General features: G+C 60.9%; 16 protein-coding genes. 4 read left to right on the top strand and 12 right to left on the bottom strand.

Going from position 1 to position 14292, the window contains the following annotated elements:
• Positions 1-31: 31 nt before the first annotated feature.
• Positions 32-850 carry a CPBP family intramembrane glutamic endopeptidase gene (locus tag ACX80M_RS07925; RefSeq protein WP_252599483.1) on the bottom strand — a complete coding sequence of 273 codons (819 nt, stop codon included), beginning with the start codon at positions 848-850 and terminating at the stop codon, positions 32-34.
• A 211-nt stretch (positions 851-1061) separates the two neighbouring features.
• Between ACX80M_RS07925 and ACX80M_RS07920 the strand changes: the two genes are divergently transcribed.
• Together ACX80M_RS07920 and ACX80M_RS07915 are read left to right on the top strand one after the other, a co-directional pair.
• Positions 1062-1532 (top strand): DUF4383 domain-containing protein, encoded by a 471-nt coding sequence (locus ACX80M_RS07920; RefSeq protein ID WP_252599484.1) that lies wholly within the window; start codon positions 1062-1064, stop codon positions 1530-1532.
• Between the two features lie 234 nt (positions 1533-1766).
• Positions 1767-3209, top strand: coding sequence for an FAD-dependent oxidoreductase (locus ACX80M_RS07915; protein WP_459309352.1), 1443 nt, complete (start codon positions 1767-1769; stop codon positions 3207-3209).
• A 7-nt stretch (positions 3210-3216) separates the two neighbouring features.
• Here the strand turns inward: ACX80M_RS07915 and ACX80M_RS07910 are convergent, their stop codons facing one another.
• The 6 genes from ACX80M_RS07910 to ACX80M_RS07885 all read right to left on the bottom strand — a co-directional run bounded on the left by ACX80M_RS07910 (position 3217) and on the right by ACX80M_RS07885 (position 6494).
• Positions 3217-3615 (bottom strand): hypothetical protein, encoded by a 399-nt coding sequence (locus tag ACX80M_RS07910; RefSeq protein ID WP_252599486.1) that lies wholly within the window; start codon positions 3613-3615, stop codon positions 3217-3219.
• A 2-nt stretch (positions 3616-3617) separates the two neighbouring features.
• Positions 3618-4001, bottom strand: a complete 384-nt coding sequence (locus ACX80M_RS07905) for a cupredoxin domain-containing protein (protein WP_252599487.1) — start codon at positions 3999-4001, stop codon at positions 3618-3620.
• 878 nt (positions 4002-4879) lie between these two features.
• Entirely contained in the window at positions 4880-5140 is a 261-nt protein-coding gene (locus ACX80M_RS07900; protein WP_252599488.1) for a type II toxin-antitoxin system RelE family toxin, read from the bottom strand.
• Positions 5137-5385, bottom strand: coding sequence for a type II toxin-antitoxin system Phd/YefM family antitoxin (locus tag ACX80M_RS07895; RefSeq protein ID WP_252599489.1), 249 nt, complete (start codon positions 5383-5385; stop codon positions 5137-5139). The genes ACX80M_RS07900 and ACX80M_RS07895 overlap by 4 nt, the downstream gene beginning before the upstream one ends.
• Before the next feature lie 52 nt (positions 5386-5437).
• Positions 5438-6049, bottom strand: a complete 612-nt coding sequence (locus ACX80M_RS07890) for an exonuclease/endonuclease/phosphatase family protein (protein ID WP_252599490.1) — start codon at positions 6047-6049, stop codon at positions 5438-5440.
• A gap of 157 nt (positions 6050-6206) precedes the next feature.
• Positions 6207-6494, bottom strand: coding sequence for a hypothetical protein (locus ACX80M_RS07885; protein WP_252599491.1), 288 nt, complete (start codon positions 6492-6494; stop codon positions 6207-6209).
• Between the two features lie 340 nt (positions 6495-6834).
• On the opposite strand from ACX80M_RS07885, the gene ACX80M_RS07880 reads away from it, so the two are divergent.
• Positions 6835-8049, top strand: a complete 1215-nt coding sequence (locus tag ACX80M_RS07880) for an aminotransferase class I/II-fold pyridoxal phosphate-dependent enzyme (protein ID WP_459309351.1) — start codon at positions 6835-6837, stop codon at positions 8047-8049.
• Positions 8050-8116: 67 nt separating this feature from the next.
• On the opposite strand, the gene ACX80M_RS07875 is transcribed toward ACX80M_RS07880, so the two are convergent.
• Positions 8117-8773 (bottom strand): DUF4352 domain-containing protein, encoded by a 657-nt coding sequence (locus tag ACX80M_RS07875; RefSeq protein ID WP_459309350.1) that lies wholly within the window; start codon positions 8771-8773, stop codon positions 8117-8119.
• A 29-nt stretch (positions 8774-8802) separates the two neighbouring features.
• On the opposite strand from ACX80M_RS07875, the gene ACX80M_RS07870 reads away from it, so the two are divergent.
• Positions 8803-10083 (top strand): hypothetical protein, encoded by a 1281-nt coding sequence (locus ACX80M_RS07870; RefSeq protein ID WP_459309349.1) that lies wholly within the window; start codon positions 8803-8805, stop codon positions 10081-10083.
• An 80-nt stretch (positions 10084-10163) separates the two neighbouring features.
• On the opposite strand, the gene nrdF is transcribed toward ACX80M_RS07870, so the two are convergent.
• The 4 genes from nrdF to nrdH all read right to left on the bottom strand — a co-directional run bounded on the left by nrdF (position 10164) and on the right by nrdH (position 14180).
• Positions 10164-11138 carry a class 1b ribonucleoside-diphosphate reductase subunit beta gene (gene nrdF, locus ACX80M_RS07865; RefSeq protein WP_024368367.1) on the bottom strand — a complete coding sequence of 325 codons (975 nt, stop codon included), beginning with the start codon at positions 11136-11138 and terminating at the stop codon, positions 10164-10166.
• Between the two features lie 91 nt (positions 11139-11229).
• On the bottom strand, positions 11230-13350 hold the full coding sequence (gene nrdE, locus ACX80M_RS07860; protein WP_459309379.1) for a class 1b ribonucleoside-diphosphate reductase subunit alpha: 2121 nt from the start codon (positions 13348-13350) through the stop codon (positions 11230-11232).
• Between the two features lie 53 nt (positions 13351-13403).
• Positions 13404-13868, bottom strand: a complete 465-nt coding sequence (nrdI, locus tag ACX80M_RS07855) for a class Ib ribonucleoside-diphosphate reductase assembly flavoprotein NrdI (RefSeq protein ID WP_252609616.1) — start codon at positions 13866-13868, stop codon at positions 13404-13406.
• A 66-nt stretch (positions 13869-13934) separates the two neighbouring features.
• Positions 13935-14180: a glutaredoxin-like protein NrdH gene (gene nrdH / locus ACX80M_RS07850; RefSeq protein WP_013601222.1), complete on the bottom strand. Its 246-nt coding sequence runs from the start codon at positions 14178-14180 to the stop codon at positions 13935-13937.
• Positions 14181-14292: the final 112 nt, after the last annotated feature.

The raw sequence follows: 14292 nt of genomic DNA, 5'->3' as shown, positions 1-14292 counted from the left end.
CCAAGGTACGACCGCTCCACGCAAGCAGGCCTCAATACAAGAAGATCGGCAGCCAGTCGCGGTTGTGCGCGTGCACGAGTGCGAGGAACAGCACAAAGTCGAAGACTAAGTGCACCGTCACAACATAAGTGAACGACTTGGTCAGCTTGAAGGTGTATCCCTGCAGCAGCGCGAACGGGAACGTAAGGAGCGGTCCCCAGGCCATGTAGCCGATCTCCCACAGAAAGGACGAGAAGACCACGGCCTGCAGGATGTTGGCGAGCCAGTCCGGGAAGTGCCGCCGCAGCAGCGTGAACGTGGTGCAGATGAAGAACAGTTCGTCCCAAATTCCAACCGCGTTGACGCCGAGAAAGAGGCGCCAGAAAATGGTGGGGTCGGAGGCGTCCGGCCAGTTCTGATACACCCCGGTGCGGATCAGGTAGACCGGAAGGATGAGGTAGCCGAGGGCCACAACAACGATCAGGTACAGCTTTGCGCTCAACGGCCATTTGCGGCCCGTGTTCACCGGAAACTTGATGATCCTCTCGCGGTAGGCGAAACGGGACACCAGCCACGGCACCAGCACGGCCAACGCAAGGGCTCCACCCATCAAAGCAATGTGCGGGATGCTCAAATCAGCGTTCAGCGGAACCAGGCTGATGATCACCATTCCCGCCGCAATCAGCGCGAGGTGCCGTAGGAATTCGCGGTCGATGACTGCGGCCGTGACGAGGCTCAACGCAAGCACGCCGTAGCCCATGAGGTCATTCTCGACGCCGAATAGCAGCACTCCGGACACCGAGAGCAGGACCGCTGGCACCAGTTTCCATGTGAGCGCGGTACGGGGTGGTTCGGTCAAGATCGAAGTCACGCTACCAGCATGTCAGCGACGGCGCCGTCTGGGAAAGATGGCTGCGGCGGTCCACGCCTGGGTGAGGCCCCCAAAGCACTGTTAACGCGAACCCTGCCCACACGCGGTTTTCCGGAGTACGATGTGGGCGTCGGCAGGATTTTTGCGACTCCTTGCCGCAAGGCCGCCTCTCCATCTGAAGAGCCGGCAACCAGCGTGAAAGGGAGACAAAATGACTACCGCGTCACACCCTGCCCAACACCACATGATGGGGTTGACACTTCACAACACCGCCATCGGTATCGGTGCAGTTTTCCTGCTGGTTGGAGTCCTCGGGTTCATCCCGGGAATCACCACCAATTACGGCGCCATGACCTTCGCGGGACATGAGTCCGGGGCCATGCTTCTTGGCGTCTTCCAAGTGTCAGTGCTGCACAACATCGTGCATTTGCTGTTCGGTGTGGCTGGGATCGTTATGGCCCGGACAAGCCCGATGGCCCGCTGGTTCCTGCTCGGCGGCGGCATCGTGTACCTGGTCCTGTGGATCTACGGCCTGGTCATCGACATGAACGCGGCTGCCAACTTCGTCCCTTTCAACACTGCTGACAACTGGCTGCACCTGGTTCTGGGCCTCGGCATGATCGGCCTGGGCCTCTGGCTGGGCAGGGATGCAATGGAGAAGACGAAAGGAAGCACCTCATAGCGCCACGGTTCGTGGGAAACCGAAGGCGGCGGCCGTCCCCTGGAGTAGAAAATCCTCGGGACGGTCGCCGTCAGTCCCTCGGCGTCGGCTGCTGCTGACGCAGCCTTAACACAGCCGAGCAGTACCGGGTGATCCTGAGGTGACGCAGTGAATGACGCATCGAACAGTGGACGGCCGGAAGGTGAACCCCGCTCACTCTGGGTCGCTACCGCCGGAGCCACCGATTATCCGGTCTTGAGCGGGGATCTGGAGGTGGACGTCGCGGTTATCGGGGCCGGCGTCGCCGGGCTGACCGCCGCGTTGGCACTCAAACGCACCGGCTGGACCGTCGCGGTCATCGAGACCGCCCGCATCGGAACCGGCGTCACCGGCCACACCACCGGCAAGGTCACCTCCCTTCACCGCCTTGCCTACACGGAACTTGCCCGCCGACACAGCAACGACACCGCGCGTATCTACGGGGAGGCCAACCAGGCCGCAGTCGAACACGTCGCGCAACTCGTGGCCGAGGAAGCCATCGACTGTGACTTCCGCCGCGTAGCCAACTACACCTACGCCGAATCCGACGACGCGCTCAGCCTCGTGCGCGCCGAAGCCAACCTTGCCGCCCGCCTCGGCCTGCCCGCCGCCTTCACCACCGACGTGCCACTTCCCTTCCCGGTCAAGGGCGCGGTCCGATTCGACGGACAGGCGCAAATCCATGCCGTGAAATACCTCCGGGGTCTCGCCCGCGCGGTCAACGGTGAGGGCAGCTTCGTCTATGAGCAGACCCGGGCGCAGCAGGTCCACGATGGTTCCCCGGCCGTCGTCGATACCGAACACGGCACCGTCCGGGCCCGCGGCATCATCGTCGCCACGAATGTGCCGTGGGGCGGCCAGGGCCTGTTCTACCTGCGGTCTCATCCGCACCGCTCCTACCTCGTCGCAGGACGCGTGGACACGCCACCGCTGGACGCCACGTTCATCAGCGCCGACGAACCGATGCGATCCATTCTGACCACCAGCGTCAACGGCACAAGCTACGTGCTTACCGGCGGTGAGGGCCACCGCGTATCCGAGCCCGGCGACACAGCCGCGCGGTACCGCAGACTCGCAGCCTTCGCCCACGACCGCCTCGGCGTGGAAAAGATCGCCTACCGCTGGTCAACACAGGACGGCATCCCGCTCGACGGGCTGCCCTACGCCGGACTCATGTCCCCCGCCGCCAAGCACGTGTACGTGATCACCGGTCTGCGGAAATGGGGCCTGTCCAACGGAACCGCAGCCGCCCTCATTCTTGCCGACACCCTCAGCGGCCGGGAAAACCCTTGGGCCTCGGTGTTCAACAGCAACCGGTTCACCCCGGCAGCCAGCGCGAAACGGTTCGCGGAGGAGAACTTCAAGACCGTGGCAGCTGTCCTGGCCAGCAAACTCCGCCGCCGGCCCAGCCACTCGGACCTCTCGCCGGGAGAGGGGACAGTCATCAAAGTCAACGGCGAGAGCACCGCCGTCTACAAAGACGCAGACGGGCAAGTCCACGCCGTCTCCGCCACCTGTACCCATCTGGGCTGCACCGTCGGCTTCAACACCGCCGAGACCACTTGGGACTGCCCCTGCCACGGCTCCCGATTCTCCACCGACGGAACCGTCATCCAGGGACCCGCTGCCAAGAACCTGCCACCCGCGCAGATGCCCTGATCGCCCACTAGTTGCCCTCGGCCCGTCGCTTCGGGGCGGTACGGACCAGACCTACTGCGGCCAGGAGTGCTCCCACTCCTTCGGCCACGGCGCTGAGCGACTTCTCAAGAAACCACACCGGCTCATACATCGCGGGGAAGGGTCCGAAGGCCGGAAAATCCACATACCGGTATAACACCACGGCGACGAATGCGCTCAGGGCCACCACCAGTGCCAGGGCAAAGGAGGCTCGGCTGCCGCGGAACAGAACCCACAGCGCCGTCAGCACCGCCGCCGCCGATTCGAGATAGAACAAGTTGCCTTGTCCGATTCCGCCAGGCGCGGCCGCCTGGTAGCCGGGGGCCAGATAAATATGGACCCCGGCATCGATGAACAAAGCCAGTGCTGTCAGTACCCTCAGTGCCATGTTCATTTGACTATCAGCGTCCCGCGCATATTGGGGTGATAGGTGCAGAAGTACGGGTAGGACCCGGGTGCCGAGGGCGCCGTGAACGTGGCCGTCCCGCCGCTTCCGCGGACATCCACGTCAAATGCCTGGCCCTGGTCCGCGGTGACGGTATGGCCCGCTGAGTCCATGTTGGTGACCATGACAATTGCGCCCGGCGCAACGGTCAGCGGCGCGCCATACTCGAAGTCCTTGATGGTGATAACTGGCGCTCCGGGGGTGACCGCTCCCGTCGTCGCTGTCCCCGGCTCGGAGGACGCTGCGGGACTTCCGCCGCCGGAGCCGCACCCGCCCACGAGGAGCGCCGCCATCAGCAGCACTGCGGCCTTGGTCTGAATCGCTCTCACGGTGACCGTCCTCGACTCCGGAAACCAGGGCCGGCCAGGCCCTGCCTGTCCCTACCATTGTGCGCGCATCAGACGGAAATGGCGCCTGCGTCTGCGGCAGGTACGTCGCTGCGACGTCGGTACCGGCTCCGACGACGGCCTGCCAGTTTGTACGGAGCGGCCGGCGTCGAACGTAACAGCACAGAAGTAACCCGGGCCGGCAACTCGCTGTGGAGTTTCCCAAGCCGGCAGGCCCCGCTTGTCGGACGGACGCCAACGAAATGTGAAAGAGCCACTTTCACAATTGCCGCCGAGGCACAACCCGCTGACCTGGCTTGGCGGCGCCGGCATAGTCGCCGTGCTGCTCTGATCGGGATGGCTCTTGTTCTCGATGGAACGGCCACGGCCTAATCCTCAGCGAGCGTTCGAGGGTCCAGGCGGGAGCGCTACCCGCGACGAAGTTTAAGACTCACCCGGGCACGGGCGACGACCCCGTTGCGCAGCTTCACGCTGAACGGTGTCCCCACCGTCGGTGCCGTGGGAGCGGCCGGTGCAGGGGCGGTCGACGGGCGAGGCTGCCGCAGGCTGCGCCGCTGCCTCCGCCGGAGCCGCGGAGTCAGCGGCAGAAGCGATGGGACCCGAATCCGCCACAGGCTTGCTGCCGATGGAGATGGAGGCCTATGACCACACCGAGCAAGGCTGGCAACGCTGCACATATGGGAGGTGTCAATTGGGCAAGTGCTTGCCCAATTGAAGCCGAGCAATTGTGCAAAGCGTTGCACAATTTGGACTGGGTCCGTTTCAAATGTTACAAGCACCGGACGAGGAGCGCAGGGCTGGGCTCCGTCGTCGATTTCATCGCCATGTCGGGCAGTCATGATGAGCTTGAGCTCGAGAGCCTACTTGCCGTAGACATCGCGCCGATGACCAAGGGTGATAACAACCACCAGCAGAACATCGTCCTGGACCGTATAGATGATCCGATAATCGCCAACAGCGACCCGAAATCCCGGACGGCCACGCAAGGCAATGGCCTTGGGCGGCCGCGGATCGGAGCCTAGGAGTGCGATGGCGCCGTGAATACGATCGCGCTCGTTCGGATGGATCTGTCTGAGGGCCCGAAGGGCCGCAGGACTTAGCTCAATCCGATAGCTGGTCATGCCCAGCCAAGATCGACTTTCACTTGGGCCCAGGGGATATTTTCGCCCTCTTCGGCCATGGCCGCGTCGAACGCTGCGATATCTTCGACCTCTTCAAGGGCATCCAACATCTGCTCATAGCGCTCCGGGGACACAAGAACGGCTGCCCGACGCCCCCTGCGCTCAATGAATACCGGCTCGGATTCAGCCACACGGAGGAGTTCCGGTAGATGGGAACGCGCGTCAGTGATGTTGATGGTTGACATTCCTCAAATGTACATCTAAGCGCCTCGAGTGTACATGACAGGCATCATTGACTTATCCGATATCGAGGATCAGCGGCATGTGGTCGCTATGTGCCAACCAGGCGTCAGCATCCCCTATTCGCAGATTGGCTGCGGTTCCGTCGCTCAGGAACGCGTAGTCGATATGATGCCCAAATCGCTCGTTCCACTGGTGATAATACGTCTTGGCCGTTTCCGCACCATGGTCCGCAACCTCGTGGCGGTGGTACACACTGCTGAGCCCGAGCCCGGCAAGCTTGTCTACCAGCATGCTGTGGTTTCTTCCAGGATGCTCCCTGTCCCAGACCGTGTTGCTGTTGAAGTCCCCCATCAGCAGTGCCCTATCGGTTGCCAGGAAGCCAGCGTGACGCTCGACTATCTGATGGGTCACGCGAACATACCTCAACTCACGATTCAGCTGATGCGCCCAAAGGGCGAGAATGTTGAGTTCGTCTATCGAAAAGGGGAGGTGCCAGGGCAGATTTGGGTCCGCGGTTTCTGTAATTTTGTAGCGGGCGTCGGCAAATCCAATGACTCCAAGACCTTTGTTTAGGTTACTGCCGGTCCACGCTGCAAAGGGGTGTTCGGCTTCGGAGATGTCTTTCTTGGCGACTTCTTGAAGTGCGGTTGACGTCAGCGCCCTCAACGAAACGGTGTGCCAGGATGCCCTGCACCAAGCGGGTGCAGGGCATTCTGTTAGGCATACACTGCACGCCTTACCAGCCGCCGTTACCCCGGGATCTGGATCCGCGCCGCTTCCTGCATCAGCGGGTCGGAGATCATCACGGTCGCCGCCCCGGGTGCTATGTCGAACGCGATAAACCCACGGGACTTCTCACCCGGCAGGACTTCACGGAGCCCAGCTGGTTATCGGCAAACATGCTGAGGTCAGCTTTGCGGCCGCTTTCATCCTTGGCTGAGGAGTAGAAGGGATTCGAGCTGGTTTTCCCCGCCTCGGTCTCCCACAGCACGTCCAGAAGCAGGTAGGTTCCGTTCTTCGGCGGCGACGCAAACGCAGTCGCGGTCACCGTGTCCGTCCGCACAGCGGAGACGATCGTGATTCTGGCAACGTCGCCGTTGCGCATTTTCATGGTGAAAGGTGTCCCCACTGTCGGTCTTGCCAGAGCGGCAGGTGCTGGAGCTGTCGCCGGTGCGCCGCGGACGCGGCGGCATAAGTGATGAGGCTGGAATCCGCCACGGCTTGCTGCCGCAGAAGCATGCGCCCATGACCATGCCGAGCAGGCCTTGCAACGCTATGAATAGGGGAAGTGCCAAATTGGGCAAGTGCCGCTTGCACAATTGACGCAATGCCCCTTTACTCCAACGCGTCGTCGAGTCAACAATGGCTCTAACAACAGCCTCCGCTGGCTCGGCAGCGCGCCGCCCATCCGACTGCCGCCCCACCGGGCTGCCCTACACAGGAGCACTGACATGAACGATCCGACAGCCACATCCCAGACAACGTCGGCGGTATCTGATCGCGCTGCACGGCTGGCGTCGATCCCATCCCTTCAACGGGTTAACGCCTACATCCGGGAGTACAGTGCCCGCGGGCACGGGCAGGTGCCGGGCTGCGACTTCACCTTCGGCAACCCGCACCAGATGCCGGCTGACCGCTACGTCAATACGCTGCGGGACGCGCTGACTCCTCAGAATGATCAGTGGTTCGCCTACCAGACCAACGGCGAGGCCGCCCGGGAAGCAGCCGCTCAATCCCTTCACAGGCTGCTGGATGTGCCCTTCCGGACGGAGGATATTTACCTCACCACCGGTGGCTTCGCCGCCATCGCCCTTGCCCTGAAGACCGTCGCCGATCCCGGCGACGAGATCATTTACAGCCTGCCGCCCTGGTTCCTATACGAGCCGCTGATCCTTGAAGCCGGGCTCGTACCGGTGAAGGTGAAAATCAACACAACCACGTTCGACCTGGACCTCGACGCGATCGAGGCAGCCATCACGGAACGCACCCGGGTAGTGATCGTCAATTCGCCCAACAATCCCACGGGGCGGATTTATCCCCCCGAATTGCTGGTCCGGCTGGCCGAACTGCTGGAGGCGGCCTCGGCCAGGTTTAGACGGCGGATCTACCTCATCTCGGACGAGGCCTACAACCGGATCGTGTTCGACGGCTCGCGATTCCACAGCCCTGTGGAGTTCTACCCGCACACGCTCCTGGCCTACTCCTACGGCAAGACCCATCTCTCCCCAGGCCAGCGCGTCGGCTATCTGGCGTTGCCGCCCACCATGCCGCAGCGGGATGAGATGGAGCCGGCTATCACCGGCCTGCAGGTCGCGATGGGCTGGGTGTATCCGAACGCCCTGCTGCAGCACGCGCTTCCCGAACTGGAGAAGTTCACCATCGACGTCGGCCAGTTGCAGCGGCGCCGGGACCGTCTCGTCGATGTGCTCGGCGGCATGGGGTACCGCGTCCTGCGGCCGGAAGGCACGTTCTACCTGTATGTCACGTCCCCCATTTCGGACGATGAGGCGTTCACCAACTCACTTGCCCGCCGGGATGTCTTCGTGTTGCCGGGCGTGCTGTTCGAGACGCCAGGCTTCTTCCGGATCTCCCTGACAGCCAACGAGGACATGATCGAACGCAGCTTGCCGGCATTCGAAGCGGCGATGAAGGAAAGCCGCCCGTGATTCATGCTGAAGGAGTCCTGCCGGCTGTAGCCGACAGGGCTCCCTCCGCGTCCCGCTGAAGTTCCGGTTACCCAGGGATCTGGATCCGCGCCGCTTCCTGCATCAGCGGGTCGGAGATCATCACGGTCGCCGCGCCGGGTGCCATGTCGAACGCGATGAACCCGCGGGACTTGTCGCCCGGGAGGACGTCACCGGAGCCCAACTGGTTATCGGCAAACATGCTGAGGTCAGCCTTGCGGCCGCTTTCATCCTTGGCTGAGAAGTAGAAGGGATTCGAGCTCGTCTTCCCCGCCTCGGTCTCCCACAGCACGTCCAGGAGCAGGTAGGTTCCGTTCTTCGGCGGCGACCCAAACGCCGTCGTGGTCACCGTGTCCGTCCGCACGACGGAGACGATCGTGATTCTGGCGACGTCGCCGTTGCGCATTTTCACGGTGAAGGGTGTCCCCACCGCCGGTCCGGTGGGAGCCGCCGGTGCGGGGGCGGCCGACGGCGGTGCTGCCGCCGGCGGCGCCGCGGCCTCGGCCGGAGCCGCGGAGGCAGCCGCCGAAGCGATGGGGCTGGTGTCCGCCACAGGCTTACTGCCGCTGGAGCAGGAGCCCATGACGATTCCGAGCAGCAGGACGCCAGCCGGAATCACAAAGCGCTTCTTCTTGTAGAACGGGCGCTTGACCGTGGCCGCAGCAACCGGCATGGACGGGACTGAATCAAAGTTCTGGTGAGACATGGTGGTGGTGCCTTTCAAGGGTGCGATTGGTGATGCTGCGGGTGCTATTGCTTTTCCCATTTGCCGCAGCGGCTGGATTTGAAATCTTGGCCGGCGGACAGCGCAACGGAGGGTCGGCCGCCGCCCGGGAGGTCGTTGTCGATGATGTTGCCGTCCTTCGGTCGATCCGCTTGGGACAGACAAGGACGAACCTTATCGCGCAGCTATCCGGCGTGAGTGACAGTTTGGTCCGGTCTAGCGCCGCGGGGCTGGCTGCAGATGGAAATCTCATCTACAGCATCCAGGACGGAAGCTTGGCGTTGACCCCTCTCGGAGAGCGCCTAGCAATTGAAATGGCAACGATCGAACCTGTACAAAGGCCGTTCAAGGTGTGTTTCGACCGGACTTTGTGGAGGGTGAAGGAATACGACCCAAGACATTTGGTACAGAAGTCGCAGGTCCGTGATGAGCAGATGCAGATTTTACCCGCATTCAAATCATCAAGAATAGCAGATGATGACGTTACGGTCGCTAATCTAAATGCCCTCATTCGAAAAGGGGATAGCACAACTACAGATATTGATATACTACGTATTCTGCGTTTATCGGGGAACACGCATAGATTTCTTCCCGTACAGATGCTGATCTACGTGGATCCGGGCAGCTATGACTTGGATATTGCCATATTGATTGATGACGAATTAAGTGGCGACCATGAGTTTCCCCTTATTTCCCTGGACGTAATAGGTAAACTGTCTCTAAACGTTAGCCCCGGAATTGAACGTGAGCCACTCGCTGACGCAATTGAAGTTGCTCGTCAGGCTGCGCCAACCGGACAATCTTTTCAGAGTCTAGTGTCTAAGGGATTAAGCCAAATAGCACCCGTTTTTGGGTTTGAACACAATGCTTGGCTCGAAAAAGCCCTCACGACGACTAAGAGTAGATTGCTCGTAGTCACTCCCTCGCTGGACAAAGAAATTATGACTCACCAAATTCTTCCCAAAATCTCAACTATTCTTCGCGAGGGCGCGGAAATAAAGCTAGCTTTTGGTGTCGCAAAAGAGGAAAATGGTTCCAACACGGATCTACATGCGTCGATCGCCAGCATTAGGCAAAAGTATCCCGCATCGTTTTCCATCGCCTGGGGACAAGAAGTTCAGTTTAGCTCGCTCGTCTTCGATGACACTTGGATCCAAACTGGCTTCGAATGGTTTACCGACCTCGAGTTCGATCCAACGGCGGTACGACTTCATGAAGGAACTGCTGTCCAGAGTCGGCGCTTCGTGGATGAAACATACCGGCGCCTTTCGACAAGTTACTTTGGTCTCTAAACAGACTTCAATGACTACGGCCCCTAAGCTTGATTGCTTCGGGGCCGTAGATTGTCTTTATGCGTGAGACAGGAAGAAGACTAGAAGTCCCAGTCATCATCCTCAGTATTTACAGCCTTACCGATCACGTACGAAGAGCCGGACCCCGAGAAGAAGTCGTGGTTTTCGTCAGCATTCGGTGATAGGGCCGAGAGGATGGCCGGATTCACGTCGGTGACGGAAGCCGGGAACATGGCCTCGTAGCCCAGGTTCATCAGTGCTTTGTTGGCGTTGTAGTGCAGGAACTTCTTGACGTCCTCGGCCAGGCCAACGGAATCGTAGAGGTCGTGAGTGTACTGGACCTCGTTCTCGTACAGCTCGAAGAGCAGTTCGAACGTGTAGTCCTTGATCTCCTGCTTGCGCTCCTCGGAGAGACCTTCCAGGCCCTTCTGGAACTTGTAGCCGATGTAGTAGCCGTGCACGGCTTCGTCGCGGATGATCAGGCGGATCAGGTCGGCCGTGTTCGTCAGCTTGGCCCGTGAGGACCAGTACATGGGCAGGTAGAAGCCCGAGTAGAACAGGAAGGACTCCAGCAGCGTGGAGGCCACCTTGCGCTTCAGCGGATCGTCGCCCTGGTAGTAGTCCATGACGATCTGGGCCTTCTTCTGAAGGTTCACGTTCTCCGTGGACCAGCGGAATGCCTCGTCGATCTCCTTGGTGGAGGCCAGCGTGGAGAAGATCGAGGAGTAGCTCTTGGCGTGCACGGACTCCATGAACGCAATGTTCGTGTAGACGGCTTCCTCGTGCGGGGTGATCGCGTCCGGAATCAACGAAACGGCGCCGACGGTGCCCTGGATGGTGTCCAGCAGGGTCAGACCGGTGAACACGCGCATGGTGAGCTGCTGCTCGTCCGGGGTCAGCGTGGCCCACGACTGGACGTCGTTGGAGAGCGGGATCTTCTCGGGCAGCCAGAAGTTGTTGACCAGGCGATTCCAGACGTCTACGTCCTTATCGTCCTGGATGCGGTTCCAGTTGATCGCTTCGACGTGGCTAAGCAGCTTGACCTTCTCGGTCATGTCATCCCCTAAAAGTTGGGTTGTTCTTTGAAGTTAAGCGTACGACGGCGGGCGGGCGCCCGCCGTCGTACTGTCCAGATTTAATTGAAGATTAAAGCATGCAGCTGACGCAATTGTCCACCTCGGTCCCCTCCAGCGCGAGCTGGCGGAGACGGATGTAGTAGATGGTCTTGATGCCCTTCTTCCAGGCGTAGATCTGGGCCCGGTTGATGTCGCGTGTGGTGGCGGTGTCCTTGAAGAACAGCGTCAGGGACAGGCCCTGGTCCACGTGCTGCGTGGCGGCGGCGTAGGTGTCGATGACCTTCTCGTAGCCGAGCTCGTACGCGTCCTGGTAGTACTCCAGGTTGTCGTTCGTCAGGTACGGCGCCGGGTAGTACACGCGGCCCAGCTTGCCTTCCTTGCGGATCTCGATCTTGGACGCCACCGGGTGGATCGAGGAGGTGGAGTTGTTGATGTAGGAGATCGAGCCCGTCGGCGGTACGGCCTGCAGGTTCTGGTTGTAGATGCCGTGCTCCATAACGGAGGCCTTCAGCTCGCGCCAGTCATCCTGGGTGGGGATGTGGATGTTCTTGAACAGCTCCGCAACCTTCTCGGTCTGCGGCACCCACTCCTGCTCCGTGTACTTGTCGAAGAACTCGCCCGAGGCGTACTTGGACTTCTCGAAGCCGCCGAACGTCTGCCCGGTCTGGATGGACAGCAGGTTGGAGGCGCGGACCGCGTGGTACACCACCGAGTAGAAGTAGATGTTAGTGAAGTCCAGGCCCTCTTCGGAACCGTAGTGGACCCGCTCGCGGGCAAGGTAGCCGTGCAGGTTCATCTGGCCCAGACCGATGGCGTGGGACTGGTCGTTGCCGCGGGCGATCGAGGGCACCGAGGTGATGTTGGACATGTCCGAGACCGCCGAGAGGGACCGGATGGCTGTCTCGATGGTCAGTCCGAAGTCCGGGCTGTCCATGGCCTTGGCGATGTTCAGCGAGCCCAGGTTGCAGGAGATGTCCTTGCCGGTCTCATCGTAGGACAGATCGTCATGGTACGTGGTGGGCTGCGAGACCTGGAGGATCTCCGAGCACAGGTTGGACATGATGATCTTGCCGTCGATCGGGTTTTCCCGGTTCACGGTGTCCTCGAACATGATGTACGGGTAGCCGGATTCGAACTGGATCTCGGCGAGGGTCTGGAAGAACTCGCGCGCCTTGATCTTGGTCTTCTTGATCCGGGAATCGTCCACCATCTCGTAGTACTTCTCGGTGACCGAGACGTCGGAGAACGGCATGCCGTAGACGCGTTCCACGTCGTACGGGGAGAACAGGTACATGTCCTCGTCCTTCTTGGCCAGCTCGAACGTGATGTCCGGGATGACAACGCCCAGCGAGAGGGTCTTGATGCGGATCTTCTCATCCGCGTTCTCGCGCTTGGTGTCCAGGAAGCGGTAGATGTCCGGGTGGTGCGCGTGCAGGTACACCGCACCGGCACCCTGGCGGGCACCGAGCTGGTTGGCGTAGGAGAAGCTGTCCTCGAGGAGCTTCATCACGGGGATGACGCCGGAGGACTGGTTCTCGATCTGCTTGATCGGGGCGCCCACTTCGCGGATGTTGGTCAGCGCGAACGCCACACCGCCGCCGCGCTTGGACAGCTGCAGCGCCGAGTTGATGGACCGGCCGATCGATTCCATGTTGTCTTCGATGCGGAGCAGGAAGCAGGAGACCAGCTCGCCGCGCTGCTTCTTGCCGGCGTTCAGGAACGTGGGCGTGGCCGGCTGGAAGCGGCCTTCGATGATCTCGTCCACCATCTGCAGGGCGAGCTTCTCGTCACCACGGGCCAGGTGAAGGGCCACCATGCAGACGCGGTCCTCGTAGCGCTCCAGGAATCGATTGCCGTCGAACGTCTTCAGCGTGTAGGACGTGTAGAACTTGAACGCGCCCAGGAAGGTCTCGAAGCGGAACTTCTTTTTGTACGCGCGGTTGTAGAGCTCGCGGATGAAGTTCATCGTGTACTGGTCGAGGGTTTCGCGCTCGTAGTACTGGTTCTTCACGAGGTAGTCGAGCTTCTCTTCCAGGTCATGGAAAAAGACGGTGTTGTTGTTCACATGCTGCAGGAAGTACTGGTGTGCAGCCTCGCGGTCGGCCTCGAACTGGATCTCGCCGTTCGGACCGTACAGGTTCAGCATGGCGTTGAGCTCGTGATAGCCCAGGCCCTTATAGGCGGCTGGCATCTCGGGCTTTTCGACGGCGGCGCCTGCGCGGGTGCCCTGGCCTTCGGCCCTGGTTACTTCTGTGTCTGCGACAGTCGTGTCCAAAACGTGTCCAATCCATTGTGTACGCGGGCGACGTCTTCTGGCGTGCCCATAAGTTCAAATCTGTAAAGCCGGGGGACGTTGCACTTGGCGGCAATGATGTCCGCTGCCATGCAGTAGTTGTCCCCGAAGTTTGTGTTGCCTGCACCGATAACCCCACGGATCAGTTGCCTGTTCCGCGGGTTGTTCAGAAAGCGGATCACCTGCTTGGGCACTGAGCCCTCTCCCCCGGTGCCCCCGTACGTCGGCACCACCAGCACGTAAGGCCGGGTGGCGAGAAGGCGTGCATCCTTTGTATGGAGCGGGATCCGTGCCAGCTCACGTCCGAGCTTCGCGACAAAGCGGCTGGTGTTCTCGGAGGTGGAGGAAAAGTAGATGAGCTGGCTCTGTGTGGTGACAGGCTGCAACGGGTCCACCTGGGCCCTGGCCACTGCCAGTGCTGACACGGGAGTCACCTCATGTGTGGGTATTGAAAGTTGCCGGCTGGCGAAAAGTGCAGGGCCTTAGGCCACGGAGGAAACGGCAGACAGCGCCAGTTCCTCGATCTTGTCCGGGCGGAAGCCTGACCAGTGGTCCTGGTCCGTGACTACAACAGGTGCCTGCATGTAGCCCAGCGCCTTCAGGCGCTCGAGGGCCTCGGCGTCCTGGGAGATGTCAACGCTCTGGTAAGTGATGCCCTTTTTGTCCAGCGCACGGTAGGTTGCGTTGCACTGTACACACGCAGGTTTGGTGTAAACCGTAACGGTCATGGTCCCTGTCCCCTTTATCGAAATCTTCGCTCGTCTTTGTCCCGCCCAAGCTGTACGTCGATACTACATGTAGTGCAGACGGCTCTTCGGAACCCCAAGATGATGTATTACA

The organism is Pseudarthrobacter sp. MDT1-22 (genome assembly GCF_054511035.1).
This window is presented reverse-complemented; position numbering and strand designations above follow the sequence as displayed.